This window comes from Actinotalea soli, assembly GCF_017565425.1.
Classification (GTDB): domain Bacteria; phylum Actinomycetota; class Actinomycetes; order Actinomycetales; family Cellulomonadaceae; genus Actinotalea; species Actinotalea soli.
Genome location: NZ_JAGEMK010000005.1, coordinates 15,295 through 30,474, shown reverse-complemented (window position 1 = coordinate 30,474; position 15,180 = coordinate 15,295). Strand labels below are relative to the sequence as shown.

The 15,180-nt window shown below is 73.2% G+C and carries 10 protein-coding genes and 1 riboswitch; of the genes, 8 read left to right on the top strand and 2 right to left on the bottom strand.

What is annotated here, in order from left to right; all coding sequences use genetic code 11:
• Positions 1 to 70 precede the first annotated feature (70 nt).
• The gene (gene purN / locus J4G33_RS10605) at positions 71 to 718 is read left to right on the top strand and encodes a phosphoribosylglycinamide formyltransferase (protein WP_208055944.1); all 648 of its coding nucleotides are present in this window, start codon (positions 71 to 73) and stop codon (positions 716 to 718) included.
• A gap of 4 nt (positions 719 to 722) precedes the next feature.
• Positions 723 to 813: riboswitch (ZMP/ZTP riboswitch) on the top strand.
• A gap of 70 nt (positions 814 to 883) precedes the next feature.
• Positions 884 to 2,530 (top strand): bifunctional phosphoribosylaminoimidazolecarboxamide formyltransferase/IMP cyclohydrolase, encoded by a 1,647-nt coding sequence (gene purH / locus J4G33_RS10600; RefSeq protein WP_307793852.1) that lies wholly within the window; start codon positions 884 to 886, stop codon positions 2,528 to 2,530.
• A 136-nt stretch (positions 2,531 to 2,666) separates the two neighbouring features.
• On the opposite strand, the gene J4G33_RS10595 is transcribed toward purH, so the two are convergent.
• On the bottom strand, positions 2,667 to 3,926 hold the full coding sequence (locus J4G33_RS10595) for an NAD(P)/FAD-dependent oxidoreductase (protein ID WP_307793851.1): 1,260 nt from the start codon (positions 3,924 to 3,926) through the stop codon (positions 2,667 to 2,669).
• 22 nt (positions 3,927 to 3,948) lie between these two features.
• Here J4G33_RS10595 and J4G33_RS10590 point away from each other — a divergent pair, with 22 nt between their 5' ends.
• The 6 genes from J4G33_RS10590 to pulA all read left to right on the top strand — a co-directional run bounded on the left by J4G33_RS10590 (position 3,949) and on the right by pulA (position 13,777).
• A complete protein-coding gene (locus J4G33_RS10590) occupies positions 3,949 to 4,230 on the top strand; it encodes a DUF3017 domain-containing protein (protein WP_307793850.1) in 282 nt (93 codons plus the stop codon).
• 307 nt (positions 4,231 to 4,537) lie between these two features.
• Positions 4,538 to 5,755, top strand: a complete 1,218-nt coding sequence (locus J4G33_RS10585) for an NADP-dependent isocitrate dehydrogenase (RefSeq protein WP_208055941.1) — start codon at positions 4,538 to 4,540, stop codon at positions 5,753 to 5,755.
• A 26-nt stretch (positions 5,756 to 5,781) separates the two neighbouring features.
• A complete protein-coding gene (locus J4G33_RS10580; RefSeq protein WP_208055940.1) occupies positions 5,782 to 6,771 on the top strand; it encodes a malate dehydrogenase in 990 nt (329 codons plus the stop codon).
• Positions 6,772 to 6,887: 116 nt separating this feature from the next.
• Positions 6,888 to 7,430, top strand: a complete 543-nt coding sequence (locus J4G33_RS10575; RefSeq protein ID WP_208055939.1) for a hypothetical protein — start codon at positions 6,888 to 6,890, stop codon at positions 7,428 to 7,430.
• The gene (locus J4G33_RS10570) at positions 7,423 to 7,707 is read left to right on the top strand and encodes a DUF167 domain-containing protein (RefSeq protein WP_208055938.1); all 285 of its coding nucleotides are present in this window, start codon (positions 7,423 to 7,425) and stop codon (positions 7,705 to 7,707) included. Before J4G33_RS10575 ends, J4G33_RS10570 begins: the two co-directional genes overlap by 8 nt.
• A gap of 184 nt (positions 7,708 to 7,891) precedes the next feature.
• Complete coding sequence (pulA, locus tag J4G33_RS10565; RefSeq protein WP_208055937.1) at positions 7,892 to 13,777, top strand: pullulanase-type alpha-1,6-glucosidase; 5,886 nt, start codon at positions 7,892 to 7,894, stop codon at positions 13,775 to 13,777.
• A 49-nt stretch (positions 13,778 to 13,826) separates the two neighbouring features.
• Here the strand turns inward: pulA and J4G33_RS10560 are convergent, their stop codons facing one another.
• Positions 13,827 to 15,176: an ABC transporter substrate-binding protein gene (locus tag J4G33_RS10560; protein WP_208055936.1), complete on the bottom strand. Its 1,350-nt coding sequence runs from the start codon at positions 15,174 to 15,176 to the stop codon at positions 13,827 to 13,829.
• Between the last annotated feature and the right edge of the window lie 4 nt (positions 15,177 to 15,180).

Below are 15,180 nucleotides of genomic sequence, written 5' to 3'. Positions count from 1 at the left end.
CGGCGTGGTCGGGCCGACCCCAGTGTCCCACCCAGGGCCGTGAGCACGCACCGGCGGATAGGGTCGGCCCGTGCCCAGCTCTCCCGACTCCCCGGTCGTGCCCTCGCAGGACCGCGTCGTCGTCCTCGTCTCGGGCGGCGGCTCCAACCTGGCCGCCCTGCTCGAGGCCCATCGCGACCCCGGCTACGGGGCGCGTGTGGTCGGCGTGGTGAGCGACCGGGTCGAGGCCGGTGGGCTCGAGATCGCCCGCGCGGCCGGGATCCCCACCGCCGTCGTGTCGCCGAAGGACTTCGACGACCGCCCCTCCTGGGACCGGGGGATGGCCGAGGCCGTCGGGGTCTTCGACCCGGGCCTGGTGGTCAGCGCGGGGTTCATGCGCATCCTCGGGGCCCCGGTCCTGGAGCGCTTCGAGCGGGTCATCAACACCCACCCGGCCCTGCTGCCCGCCTTCCCGGGGGCGCACGGGGTGCGTGACGCCCTCGCCTACGGGGTCACGGTCACGGGGTGCACGGTCCACCTGGTCGACGCCGGGGTCGACACCGGTCCGATCATCGCCCAGCAGGCGGTCGAGGTGCTGCCCGAGGACGACGAGGCCACCCTGCACGAGCGGATCAAGGTGGTCGAGCGTGCTCTGCTGGTCGACGTGGTCGGACGGGCCGCGCGGCACGGGATCCACCTGGACGGGCGCCGGGCCCAGCTCCTGGAGCCTGCGGGCTAGACTCGGCCACGGCCGTGACTGGCGTCCGAGGTGGAACCGACCACCAGGGAGCGGCCGAGTTCCCCTGCAGCGCACCGTCCGCCTGGGTGCCTGGGTCCCTGCCCGAGCCGGCAGCCGCGTGACCACCGTCGCGCGTCCTCCGGCAGCGCCGACCCAGGAGGTCCCGTGCCGCACGACCTGCCCACCCTTCCCACCGTGACCGACCCGAGCGCCCCGCAGACCCGGCGCCCGCTGCGCCGTGCCCTGGTGAGCGTCTACGACAAGACGGGCCTGGCCGAGCTCGCCACCGCTCTGCACGCCGCGGGGGTCGAGATCGTCTCGACCGGCTCGACGGCCGGTCGGATCGCCGAGGCCGGGGTTCCGGTCACCCGGGTCGAGGAGCTCACGGGGTTCCCCGAGTGCCTCGACGGTCGGGTCAAGACCCTGCACCCACGGGTGCACGCCGGGATCCTGGCGGACACGCGCCGGCCCGAGCACGTCGAGCAGCTGGCCGAGCTGGGCGTCGAGGCCTTCGACCTGGTCGTGGTCAACCTCTACCCCTTCGCCGCGACGGTCGCCTCGGGGGCCGCCCCCGACGACGTCGTCGAGCAGATCGACATCGGTGGGCCCTCGATGGTCCGGGCGGCCGCCAAGAACCACCCGAGCGTCGCCGTCGTCGTCGACCCGGCCCGGTACGACGACGTCGCCGCGGCCGCCGCCGAGGGCTTCACCCTGGCCGAGCGTCGGGCCCTGGCCGGTGCGGCCTTCGCCCACACCGCGGCCTACGACGTCGCCGTCGCCTCGTGGTTCGCCTCCTCCTACACCCCCGACGCCGAGGCCGAGGCCTCGGGCTTCCCGGCCTTCGCCGCGGCCACCTGGGAGCGCCAGTCGGTGCTGCGCTACGGCGAGAACCCGCACCAGCGCGCGGCCCTGTTCGTCCACCCCACCGTGCCGGGGGCGGCCACCGGGCTGGCCCAGGCCGAGCAGCTGCACGGCAAGGAGATGAGCTACAACAACTACGTCGACGCCGACGCCGCCTGGCGGGCCGCGCACGACCACGCCGAGCCGGCCGTGGCGATCATCAAGCACGCCAACCCGTGCGGGATCGCCGTCGGGGCCGACGTCGCCCAGGCCCACGCCCGCGCCCACGCCTGCGACCCGCTCTCGGCCTTCGGCGGGGTGATCGCCGCCAACCGCACGGTGACCCGGGCCATGGCCGAGCAGGTGGCCCCCGTGTTCACCGAGGTGGTGCTGGCCCCGGACTTCGACGCGGACGCGGTCGCGGTGCTGACGCAGAAGAAGAACATCCGGCTGCTGCGGGTGCCCGGACCGGCGAACACGGCCCCGGTCGAGCTGCGGCCGATCAGCGGCGGGCTGCTCATGCAGGGCGCGGACCGCGTCGACGCCGTGGTCGACGGCGGTGGGGACGACCCGTCGACGTGGACCCTCGCGACGGGCCCGGCGGCCGACGAGGCGACCCTGGCCGACCTCGCCTTCGCCTGGCGGGCGGTGCGCGCGGTCAAGTCCAACGCGATCCTGCTCGCGGCCGACGGCGCCTCGGTGGGGGTGGGCATGGGGCAGGTCAACAGGGTGGACTCCTGCCGTCTCGCGGTCGAGCGGGCCAACGCGGGGGAGTCCGAGCGGGCCCGGGGAGCGGTCGCCGCCTCGGACGCCTTCTTCCCCTTCGCGGACGGCCTGCAGGTGCTGCTCGACGCGGGGGTGCGGGCGGTCGTCCAGCCCGGCGGCTCGGTGCGTGACGAGGAGGTCGTCGCCGCGGCGCAGGCCGCCGGCGTGACCCTCTACCTCACCGGCACCCGCCACTTCGCCCACTGACCCCCGCCCCACCCCACCTCGTGTCAGAACCTCAGGTACCCAGGGGTACCTGAGGTTCTGACACGAGCTCAGGCGGATCTCGTGTCAGAACCTGGGGATGCCAGGGGTATCCCTGGTTCTGACACGAGAGTGGGGGTCAGGGGAGGAGGGCGGTGCGCAGGGGGGTGGCGGGGTCCGCGGCGCGGGGACGGTCCACCGTGGGCAGGGTGGGACCGGCGAACAGCTTGCGGGCTGCGGCGACGTCGCGAGGGCGGTCGACCGCGAGGACCGCGGTCAGCCGGTCGGTCCCCGGGGCGAACCACAGGGCGGTGAACCCGTCCCCGGCCCCGGCGGGGGCGCCGCGCAGCACGACCTCGTCGGCGGCCCCCGGCAGGCCGTAGCAGGCCAGCTCGTGGCCCAGCTGGGTCGAGAACACGTACGGCGCCAGGTCCTCGACCGGGGCCTCGGGCTCGAGCAGCGCGCGGACCGCGACGGCCGGACCGCGCAGGGCCCCGTCCCAGTGGCCGCCCGGCACCCAGCCGTGCCGTGCGGACCGTCGTCGGGCGAGGTCACCCACGGCGAGCACACGGTCGAGGGGGCCCTGCGGGGCGAGCACCCGGTAGCGGTCGTCCACCGCGAGGGAGCCGTCGGCCTCGAGGGGCAGGGCCGCGCCGATCCAGCCCGACCGCGGCCGGGCGCCCACCGCAGCCAGCACGACGTCGGCCTCGAGCCGTGTCCCGTCGGCCAGGTCCACGTGGTCGGCCTGGACCGCGGCGACCGTCGAGGAGGTGAGCAGGCGCACCCCGGCGGGCTCGTACCAGGCTGCGGTGAGGGCCCCGACCTCGGCACCCAGCGCGGTGGACAGGGGGGCCAGGGCGCCCTCGACCACGGTGACCTCGACCCCTGCGGCGGCCGCCACGCCCGCGACCTCGGCCCCGATCCACCCCGCCCCCACGACGACCAGGCGCGCCCCGGGCACCAGGGACTCACGCAGCCGTGCCGCGTCGGCCGCGGCGTGCAGGGTCAGCGCCTCGGGCCACGGCCGGGACGCCCCGGAGCCGGTGGCCAGCACGACGACGTCCCCGCGCACCTCGCGCGGGTCTCCCGAGCCGCCCGGGGAGGTCTGGACGGTGACCCCGTCGGCGTCGTGGTCGAGGGCGGTGGCGGGCTCGTCGAGACGGACGTCGTCGGCGAGGTCGAGGTCGGTACCGAGCTCGTCGCGCAGCCATGCGGGCTCGCTGCGGGTGAGGAGCTCCTTGGACAACGGCGGGCGGTCGTACGGGGCGAGGCCCTCGGCGCCGAGGACGGTGACATGCCCGTCGAACCCCTGGGCACGGAGGGCTGCGACCGTCTGGCTGCCGGCCAGCCCGGCCCCGACGACGACGACGGACCGGGGGACGGGACCAGGGGTGAGCACGGCCTCACGGTAGTCTCCCCGCGTGAGCGAACCGCAGGCCGAGGCGCACGAGCGGCACCGTGCCCCTGCCCTCTGGCTGGTGACGACGGCGATCGCCCTGGCCTGCGTCGCGGCCGAGGTGGTCGACGCCCAGGTCGGGGTCGCCGTCATCATCGGCACCCTCGTCGCCGCTGCGGTCGCGCGGCTCGTGGGCCGCGGGCGTCACCCGGAGGGCGTCGCGGTGCGCTCGACCTGGCAGGACGCCGTCACCCTGGGCGGCCTCGCCGTGGCGATGGGTGTGCTGGTCTTCGCCCCCGGGGTCTGACCGACCGGGTCCTCCCGGGCTCGCACTCCGGGCCCACCTGCCCGACAGCGCAGCGTCGAGATCTCGCAGCCGAGGTATGCGGTGAGATCTCTCGATGTCGAGTAATCTGGCGACGCAGCATCGCAGCGCCGCGCGGACCGCCGTCGGCGTCGCGCGCGGCCCCGGGCGGGTGGCCGCAGGCGCCTGTGTTCCGAGCACGTGCCGAGCACGAGCAGAGCACCGCACGAGCACCGGGCGCAGCAGATCACCGCCGAGGTCGCCGAGCCACCGCACGAGATCACGAGTCACCGAGCAACGGGAGTTCCGCATGGGCAAGATCAAGGTCGTCAACCCGGTCGTCGAGCTGGACGGCGACGAGATGACCCGGATCATCTGGCAGTTCATCAAGGACCGCCTGATCCACCCGTACCTCGACATCGACCTGCGCTACTACGACCTCGGCATCGAGCACCGCGACGCGACCGACGACCAGGTCACGATCGACGCAGCGCACGCCATCAAGGAGCACGGCGTGGGCGTCAAGTGCGCCACCATCACCCCCGACGAGGCCCGCGTCGAGGAGTTCGGCCTCAAGAAGATGTGGGTCTCGCCCAACGGGACCATCCGCAACATCCTCGGTGGCGTGGTCTTCCGCGAGCCCATCATCATCAGCAACATCCCGCGCCTGGTGCCGGGCTGGAACAAGCCGATCATCATCGGCCGCCACGCGCACGGCGACCAGTACAAGGCGACCAACTTCAAGGTCCCCGGCGCCGGCACGCTGACCATGACCTACACCCCGGCGGACGGCTCCGAGCCCATCCACCAGGAGATCGTGACCTACCCCGAGGCCGGGGGCGTCGCGATGGGCATGTACAACTTCAACGAGTCGATCCGTGACTTCGCCCGGGCCTCCTTCGCGTACGGGCTGCAGCGCGACTACCCCGTGTACCTCTCGACGAAGAACACGATCCTCAAGGCCTACGACGGCGCCTTCAAGGACATCTTCCAGGAGGTGTTCGACGCCGAGTTCGCCGCCGCCTTCGCCGAGAAGGGCCTCACCTACGAGCACCGCCTGATCGACGACATGGTCGCCGCGGCGATGAAGTGGGAGGGCGGCTACGTCTGGGCCTGCAAGAACTACGACGGCGACGTCCAGTCCGACACGGTCGCCCAGGGGTTCGGCTCGCTCGGCCTGATGACCAGCGTCCTCATGACCCCCGACGGCAAGACCGTCGAGGCCGAGGCCGCCCACGGCACCGTCACCCGCCACTACCGCCAGCACCAGGCCGGCAAGCCGACCTCGACCAACCCGATCGCGTCGATCTTCGCCTGGACGCGGGGCCTGGCCCACCGCGGCAAGCTCGACGGCACCCCCGAGGTCACCGAGTTCGCCACCACCCTCGAGGACGTCGTCATCACGACGGTCGAGAGCGGCAAGATGACCAAGGACCTCGCCATGCTCGTCGGCCCCGACCAGCCGTACCTGACCACCGAGGAGTTCCTCGCGGCCCTCGACGAGAACCTCGCCGCGCGCCTGGCCTGAGCCGGTTCCGACCCAAGGAGACACCGATGTCCCAGAACGCTCCCGTCACCGTCACCGTCACCGGGGCTGCCGGCCAGATCGGCTACGCCCTGCTCTTCCGCATCGCCTCGGGCCAGATGCTCGGGGCCGACACCCCCGTGCGGCTGCGGCTCCTCGAGATCCCCCAGGGGGTCAAGGCCGCCGAGGGCACCGCGATGGAGCTCGACGACTGCGCCTTCCCGCTGCTCGAGTCGATCGACATCGCCGACGACCCGCGCGTCGGCTTCGAGGGCGCGAACGTCGCCCTGCTCGTCGGGGCCCGTCCCCGCACCAAGGGCATGGAGCGGGGCGACCTGCTCGAGGCCAACGGGGGCATCTTCAAGCCCCAGGGCGAGGCGATCAACGCGGTCGCCGCGCAGGACATCCGCGTGCTGGTGGTGGGCAACCCTGCCAACACCAACGCGCTCATCGCCGCCTCGCACGCCCCGGACGTCCCCACCGAGCGCTTCACGGCGATGACGCGCCTGGACCACAACCGAGCGCTGTCCCAGCTCGCCAGCAAGACCGGGGCGAGCGTCAAGGACATCGAGAAGCTCACGATCTGGGGCAACCACTCGGCCACCCAGTACCCCGACGTCTTCCACGCCTCGGTCGCGGGCAAGCCCGTCACCGAGCTGGTCGACGAGGCGTGGCTCTCGGACACGTTCATCCCGACGGTCGCCAAGCGCGGCGCGGCGATCATCGAGGCCCGGGGTGCGTCCTCGGCGGCCTCGGCGGCCAACGCTGCCGTGGACCACGTGCACGACTGGGTCCTGGGCACCCCGCAGGGCGCCTGGACCTCGGCGGCGATCGTCTCGGACGGCTCCTACGGCGTCCCCGAGGGGCTCATCTCCTCCTTCCCGGTCACCTCGACCGGGGGCCGGTGGGAGATCGTCCAGGGGCTCGAGGTCAACGACTTCTCGCGCCAGCGGATCGACGCCTCGGTCGCCGAGCTCGTCGAGGAGCGCGACGCGGTCCAGGGGCTCGGCCTGATCTGAGCTCGCAGCACCGTCGACGGCGCCGTCCCCTCACGGGTACGGCGCCGTCGGCGTGTCCGGGGTGCCGGGTGCGGTTCGCCGAGCGGGAAACGTGCGCTCGGGAGGATGATGACGCCATGCCCACGCCGCAGCCCCCCGCCCCCGGATCCGACCGCCCGACCTCCTCGGCACCCACGAAGGCGTCGAGCCCGAAGGGGCCCTCGGCCCTGTGGCCCACCGTCGGGGCGGTCGCGTGCTGGGTGCTCGCGACGGCGGCCCTCTTCGGCACCTCGCTCATGGCGGGGGACGCCGCCGTGGAGGAGCAGCTGGGCGGCCCTGCGGCTCCGGGCGTCGGCGCTCAGCTGCTGGGCATGGCCCTCGGCCTGATCCTCGCCCTGGGATGCCTGCTGCTCGCCCTCGCGGCGGCCCGGGCGGTGCCCGCGAGCGGCCGTCGGGTGCTCGGTGCGGCCGCGATCGGTCTGGGTGGCCTCGCGGTCCTGCTCGTGGCGGTCACGGCCGCCCAGTGGTCGATGGCGATGTCCGTGGCCGACGCCGCGATGGTCAGCGGTGCGAGCGCCCCGGGGCAGGGGATGGTCGGGCTGGCCGTCGTCCTCCTCGCCGTGGGGAGTGTCGCGGCCACGACCCTCGCCCTGCGGCCCCGTCACACGGGCCGTGCCTGACCCCTCCCGGCTCGTCGTCCGTGTCCGCCCCGGTGCCTCGCGCACACGGGTGGGCGGGGCCCGCGGGGGCACGCTGACGGCGGCGGTCACGGCCCGGGCGGTCGACGGCGCCGCGACCGAGGCGGTCCTCGTGGCGGTCGCGGAGGCCTTCGGGCTGCGTCCTCGCCAGGTGCGGCTGCTGCGGGGTGCCACGAGCCGGGAGAAGCTCCTCGAGCTCGACCTGCCCCCCGAGGACCTCGACCGTCGCGCCGGGGAGCTGCGGACGTCCTCGTCGTAGACGGCGCCCCGTGGACACGCCCCGTCGACACGCCCCGTCGACGCGCCCTGTCGTCGTCGCTGCTGTGTCCGGGATGTTCACGCTCACCAAGTCATCCCATTGCTGAGAGTTGCTGCAAGCCGTTACAGTCCGTGACGGCCCGCGGCTTTCACCCGGGTGAAGATCGGTGACGAGGGAGTCCCTGATGTCGAGACTGACGCGCACGCGCGCAGCCACCGCAACCCTGGCCACGCTGGCCGTCGCGCTCACCGGAGCCGTCACCGTGACGGGCCCGCTCGCGAGCCCGGCCCAGGCGGCCGACCGCACGGTCACCCTGGTCGGTGACCTCCAGGACGAGCTGGGCTGCCCCGCGGACTGGGCCCCCGACTGCGCCGAGACCCAGCTCGAGCCCACCAGCACCGAGGGGCTCTACGCAGCCGACCTGACGCTGCCCGCCGGGACGTACGAGTACAAGGCGGCGATCGACGGCAGCTGGGACGAGGCGTACGGCCTGGACGGCGGCCCCGACAACATCCCGCTCACCATCGCAGGGGAGACCACCCTGCGCTTCACCTTCGACGACACCACCAAGCGGCTCGGCCTGGCCCCGCTCGACCTCGCGGAGGGCTACACCGAGCAGGACGCCGACCTGGTCGCGGCCCCCGTCCGCCAGCCGGGGAGCGACGAGCGCTTCTACTTCGTCCTGACCGACCGCTTCGCCAACGGGGACGAGTCCAACGACACGGCGGGCATCGACGGGGACCGACTCGACCACGGCCTGGACCCGACCGACAAGGGCTTCTACCACGGTGGTGACCTGGCGGGCCTGATCGAGAACCTGGACTACATCGAGGGGCTGGGCACCTCGGCGATCTGGCTGACCCCGTCCTTCAAGAACCGACCGGTCCAGGGTGAGGGTGGGGACGCCTCGGCCGGGTACCACGGGTACTGGATCACCGACTTCACGCAGATCGACCCGCACCTGGGCACCAACGCCGAGCTCGAGCAGCTCATCGCCGACGCCCACGACCGCGGCATCAAGGTCTACTTCGACATCATCACCAACCACACGGCCGACATCATCGACTACGCCGAGGGCGAGTACACCTACATCGACCAGGCCACCCGCCCCTACCTGGATGCCGCGGGCAACGCCTTCGACCCGGGTGACTACGCGGGCACCGGGGAGTTCCCCGAGATGGACCCCGCGACCTCCTTCCCGTACACCCCGGTGGTCGCCGAGGAGGACGCCGGGACGTTGGTGCCCGAGTGGCTCAACGACGTCACCCTGTACCACAACCGGGGGGACTCGACCTGGAGCGGGGAGTCGGTGACCTTCGGCGACTTCATCGGGCTGGACGACCTCATGACCGAGCACCCGACCGTGGTCCAGGGGTTCGTCGAGGTCTACCAGGACTGGGTCGACCTCGGCATCGACGGCTTCCGCATCGACACGGTCAAGCACGTCAACCCCGAGTTCTGGGACGAGTGGACCACCGAGGTCCTCGACTACGCCCACGCCCAGGGCAACGAGGACTTCTTCATGTTCGGCGAGGTCTACGACGCCGATCCCGCCCTGCTCTCCCCGTACGTGCGCAACACCGACATGAGCTCCGTGCTGGACTTCACCTACCAGTCGGCGACGAGCGCCTACGTCTCGGGCTCCCAGGCGGGCACCCTGCAGCGGCTCTTCGCCGGCGACGACCTCTACACCACCCCTGCGACCTCGGCCTCGGCCCTGCCGACCTTCCTGGGCAACCACGACATGGGGCGGATCGGCTACTTCGTGCGGACCGGCGAGCAGCCCCTCGAGCGGTCGATGCTCGCCCACTCGCTGATGTACCTGACGCGGGGCCAGCCGGTGGTCTACTACGGCGACGAGCAGGGGTTCATCGGTGACGGCGACCTGGGCGGCAGCGACAAGGATGCGCGCCAGAGCCTCTTCGCGACCCAGGTCGCGGAGTACGCCGAGCAGGCGCTCCTCACCGGAGAGCAGGCCGGGTCCGTGGACCGGTTCGACACCGGTGCCCCGCTCTACGAGCACATCGCGGCCCTGGCCGACCTGCGCGCGTCCCACCCGGCCCTGTCCCAGGGGGCCCAGGTCGAGCTGCTGGCGGACGGTGGCCTGTACGCCTTCTCCCGGGTGGACCGCGACGAGCAGGTCGAGCACCTGGTGGTCACGAACAACGGCAACGCCGCGGCGACCGCCGAGCTGACCACCCTCACCCCCGGGGCGCAGTACACGGCCCTGTTCGGTGGTGGGACGACGGCCGCGGCCGACGACGCCGGGGCCCTCGCGGTGGAGGTTCCGGCTCGGTCGGCCATCGTCCTGGTGGCCGACCGTGAGGTCGCGGCCTCGGACGGCATCAGTGGTGTCTCTGCTCCGGCCGCCGGCGCAGGCCTGCGAGGCATGGTCCCGGTGCGCGCCGCGGTCACCGAGGACCGCTACCAGGAGACCTCCTTCGCCTACCGCGTGGTCGGGGACCAGGCCTGGACCCCCCTCGGCACTGCCGAGACGGACCAGCCTCGCGTCTTCCACGACCTGGGCCGCGCCGGCCTGTCCGCAGGCACCCTGGTCGAGTACCGGGCGGTCACCGTCGACGCCGCGGGCACCCGCACGGCGGCCTCGACCTACGCCTCGGTCGGCAACGCGGTCACCACCGTCCCGGACGACGGCGAGGAGCCTGCGCCGACCTACGACGCCGTCTCGGTGCCCGGCAACCACAACAGCGAGATGGGGTGCGCCGCAGACTGGCAGCCGGCCTGCGCCGAGGCCCAGCTCGAGCTCCGCGCCGACGGCGTGTGGGCCGGCGGCTTCGACCTGCCCGCGGGCACCTACGAGTTCAAGATCGCGGTGAACGAGAGCTGGGACGTCAACGTCGGTGCCGGCGGCGTGCCCGGCGGCGCCAACGTGACGTACACCCACGAGGGCGGCCCGCTGCAGTTCTACTTCGACCCCAGGACGAACTACTTCTTCACCACCGCGACGCACCCGGTGATGAGCCTGCCCGGCAGCCACCAGGAGGAGCTGGGCTGCCCCGGGGACTGGCAGCCCGACTGCCTGGTCACCCTGCTCACGGACCTCGACGGGGACGGGGTCTTCACCTTCACGACCGACGCCCTCCCGGCCGGGGACTACGAGACCAAGGTCGCCCACGGCATGAGCTGGGACGAGAACTACGGGGCCGACGGCGTGCCCGGGGGCCAGAACATCGCCTTCGCGGTGACCGAGGGCCAGGTGATCACGTTCAGCTACGACCCCGAGACCCACGTGCTGACGATCGGCGACCAGGCCCCGGGGCTGGGCGGGGAGGGGGAGGACGCCGCGCAGTGGCTCGCCCGCGACGTGCTCGTCCTCCCGGCCGACCTGCTCGCCGAGGGGGCGACCTACGCCCTCCACCACTCTCGTGAGGGCGGGATCACCCTGGCCGACGGCTCCCTCGGCCTCCCCGAGGGGGCGACCTCCTGGGCCCTCGAGCGTGACGACGCCGGCCTCGACGAGGACCTCGCCGCCCGCTTCCCGCACCTCGCGGGGTACGCGGTGCTGCGGGTACGGACCGAGGCCGGTGAGGCGCCGTCCGAGCCGCAGGTGGCCGAGGCCCTCCGGGGCCAGACCTTCGTGACCGGCGAGGCGGAAGCGGGCCTCACGGTGGCGACCGGCGTGCAGGTCCCGGGGGTCCTGGACGACCTGTACGGGGCCGCGCAGGACCGCGAGCTCGGTGCCACGTGGCAGGGTCGGCGGCCCTCCCTGGCGCTGTGGGCACCGACCGCCCACCAGGTCGACGTGCTGGTGTGGGGCGCGGGCCGCGGGCGCGGGGCGGGCCAGGACCCGCAGCGGGTCGCGATGACCCGGCAGGCCGACGGCACCTGGACGGTCCGGGGCCGGCCGCAGTGGGAGGGAGCCGAGTACCTCTACGAGGTGACCGTCTACGCACCGACCACGGGACAGGTCGAGACCAACCTGGTCACCGATCCGTACTCGGTCGCCCTGACCGTGAACTCCGAGCGGTCGGTGCTGGTCGACCTCGACGACCGCGACCACCGCCCCCGGCAGTGGGAGCGCACCGAGCAGCCCGTGGTGCGTCCCGTCGACCAGACGATCTACGAGCTGCACGTCAGGGACTTCTCGATCCACGACGAGACCGTGCCCGAGGAGGTGCGCGGGACCTACCTGGCCTTCGCCGAGGAGGGCAGCGACGGTCGTGCCCACCTGCGCGAGCTCGCCGACGCCGGGCTGACCACCGTGCACCTGCTGCCCACCTTCGACATCGCGACCATCGAGGAGGACCGCAGCGCGCAGGTCGTGCCCGACTGCGACCTCGCGTCCTTCGCCCCCGACTCCGAGGAGCAGCAGGCCTGCATCGAGCCGATCCGGGACCTGGACGGCTTCAACTGGGGGTACGACCCGCTGCACTTCACCGCCCCCGAGGGCTCGTACGCGACCGACCCGCACGGTGGGGCGCGGGTCGCCGAGTTCCGCACCATGGTCGGTGCCCTGCACGCCGACGGCCTCCAGGTGGTCCTGGACCAGGTGTTCAACCACACCAACGCCAGCGGCCAGGCCGAGGCGTCAGTCCTCGACCGGGTCGTGCCCGGGTACTACCACCGGCTCGACGCCAGCGGTCAGGTCGAGACCTCGACCTGCTGCGAGAACGTCGCGACCGAGCACGCGATGGCCGAGAAGCTCATGGTCGACTCGGTGGTCACCTGGGCGCGGGACTACAAGGTCGACGGCTTCCGCTTCGACCTCATGGGTCACCACTCGCGGGACACCATGCTCGCCGTCCGCGAGGCCCTCGACGAGCTGACCACGCGGCGCGACGGCGTCGACGGCTCGGCCGTGTACCTCTACGGCGAGGGCTGGAACTTCGGGGAGGTGGCTGACAACCGGCTCTTCACCCAGGCCACCCAGGGCCAGCTCGACGGCACCGGCATCGGGACCTTCAGCGACCGGCTGCGCGACGCCGTGCGCGGGGGTGGGCCCTTCGACGACGACCCGCGGCTGCAGGGCTTCGGCAGCGGTGCGGCCACCGACCCCAACGGCGCCGAGATCAACGGCTCCGAGGCGGAGCAGCTCGCCAGGGCCCAGCACCAGGCGGACCTCGTCCGTCTGGGCATGGCCGGGAACCTGCGCGACTACGAGCTGCTCGCGAGCGACGGCGAGGTCCGGGCGGGCACCGAGCTCGACTACAACGGGCAGCCGGCTGGCTACGCCACCTCCCCGGAGGAGGTCGTGACCTACGTCGACGCGCACGACAACGAGACCCTCTTCGACTCGTTGGCGTACAAGCTCCCGCAGGACACCTCCATGGAGGACCGGGTGCGGATGAACACGGTCTCCCTCGCCACGACGGCCCTGGCCCAGACGCCCTCCTTCTGGCACGCGGGCACGGACCTGCTGCGCAGCAAGTCCCTGGACCGGGACAGCTACAACTCGGGCGACTGGTTCAACGTGCTCGACCTCAGCCGTCAGGACAACGGCTTCGGCCGCGGCCTGCCGCCGGCCAGCCACAACGAGGCCAAGTGGCCGTTCATGCGACCGCTCCTGGCCGACCCGGCCCTGGTCCCGGAGCCCGAGCACATCGAGGCCTCGGCGGCGATGAGCCAGGACCTGCTGCGGCTGCGGTTCTCGAGCGAGCTGTTCCGCCTCGGGGACGCCGAGCTCATCCAGGAGAAGGTCACCTTCCCCGCCAGCGGGCCCGAGGCCCTGCCCGGGGTGGTCACCATGCACGTGGACGACACCGCGGGGGAGGACGTCGACCCCGCACTCGACGGCCTGCTCGTGGTGATCAACGCCTCGGACGAGGAGGTCACCGTCGAGATCCCCGAGCTGGTGGGCGCCGAGTACGCGCTCTCCCCGGTCCTCGTCGAGGGTGCGGACCCCGTGGTGCGGGGGACCGCCTGGGCACCGCAGACCGGCGAGGTGACCGTGCCGGCCCGCACCGCGACGGTGCTGGTCGACACGCAGGGCGGGGACGGCGGCGAGGACCCGGGCGACGGCGGGGGCGACGGCGGGTCAGGCTGGTTCCGGGACCTGCTCGACCGGATCGCCGAGTGGCTCCGCTGGTTGCTGGGGCTGCTGCGGCCCTGAGGCCCGGTGCCGACGACCGGGGCCCAGCCCTCGTCGTCGCTCCGGGAGCTCAGCCCTCGTCGAGGGCCGAGGCGAGCGCGCGCTGCAGCTGCGCGACGCTCGCCCGGCCCTCGGTGAAGGCGCCCACGGCCCGGGTGACCTCCTGCAGGGTGGCCCCGTCCACCGCGGTGCCGTGCGCGAGGGAGGGCACGAGCTCGTCGCGCTCGAGGGCGGCGGTCGAGTGCAGCTGGTAGGGGTGCAGGGCCTGCACGCTCACGTCGGTCCGGGCCGGGATGGACCCCTTGACGCTGCTCAGGGCCGTCTGCGCCTCGGCCGAGCCGATCGTCGAGACCCAGCTCATGGCCTCGTCGACGTTGGTGGCCGAGCCGGGGATCGCGAAGGCGTCGACCACGAGGCCGAAGCTGCCCGAGGTGCCGGGGGCCGGAGCCCAGAGCACGTCGTTGCCGATCGGGATGTCCGCCGCGCGGAAGGCAGGCAGCGCCCAGTCGCCCATGATCATGAAGGCTGCCTCGCCCTCGGCCACCCGGAAGGTCATGTCCTCCCAGTCCAGGCTCGCGCGCTCCTGGTCCGCGTAGCCCACCAGGCGGGAGAAGGACCCCAGGGCTGCGGTCATCTCGGCGGACCTCGGGTCGGTGCTGCCGTCCCACAGCCCGCTGTACGCCTCGGCCCCCAGGTGGGCCAGGAGCACCGTCTCGAGCAGGTGCACCTGGGTCCAGTCGGCGCCGAGGGCCAGGGGGGTCACCCCGGACTCCTCGACGGTCTCGAGGGCCGCGAACCACTCGTCGAGGCTCGCGAAGGCCGTGGTCGGCGGGAGCCCCGCTGCCGTGAGCACCGAGGTGTTGGCCCACACCACGTTCGCGCGGTGCACGTTCGAGGGGATCGCGTAGGTCACCCCGTCCACCTGGGTCGCGGCGAGCACGGTCTCGGGCACGACGGAGGCCAGGTCCAGGTCGGCGACGACGTCGTCGAGCGGCCGCAGGTCGTGGGCGGCGACGTGGTCGGCGAGCTCGGCCCCGCCGTGCACCTGGAAGGTGTCGGGCGGGTCCCCGGCAGCCATGCGGGAGTCGAGCACGTCCTTGGCGGCCGACCCGGCTCCCCCGGCGACCCCCGCGTCGTCGAAGCGGACCCCGGGGTGCTGCTCGGCGAAGGTGCTGGACAGCGCGTCGAGGGCCAGCTTCTCCGAGCCCGAGGCCCACCACGTGAACACCTCGACGTGCGGCTCGACGGGCGCGCTGGGGGTCGCGTCGCCCCCGGGGGAGCAGGCGGCGAGCAGGGCGCCGACCAGGGTCGCCGCGAGGACCGGGGCGGTGCGGCGAACGGTCCGGCGAGCAGGACGGCCGTGCTGCCCGCGGGCACGACGACGGGGTGCGCGAGGTGCGCAGCGCGTCCTTGCGGGCATCCGT

What these genes read in the sequence shown, in the direction of transcription:
- pulA (WP_208055937.1), top strand. Translation starts at nt 7,892, where the DNA reads ATGTCGAGACTGACGCGCACGCGCGCAGCCACCGCAACCCTGGCCACG.
- J4G33_RS10585 (WP_208055941.1), top strand. Translation starts at nt 4,538, where the DNA reads ATGGGCAAGATCAAGGTCGTCAACCCGGTCGTCGAGCTGGACGGCGAC.
- J4G33_RS10580 (WP_208055940.1), top strand. Translation starts at nt 5,782, where the DNA reads ATGTCCCAGAACGCTCCCGTCACCGTCACCGTCACCGGGGCTGCCGGC.
- J4G33_RS10575 (WP_208055939.1), top strand. Translation starts at nt 6,888, where the DNA reads ATGCCCACGCCGCAGCCCCCCGCCCCCGGATCCGACCGCCCGACCTCC.
- J4G33_RS10560 (WP_208055936.1), bottom strand. Translation starts at nt 15,176, where the DNA reads ATGCCCGCAAGGACGCGCTGCGCACCTCGCGCACCCCGTCGTCGTGCC.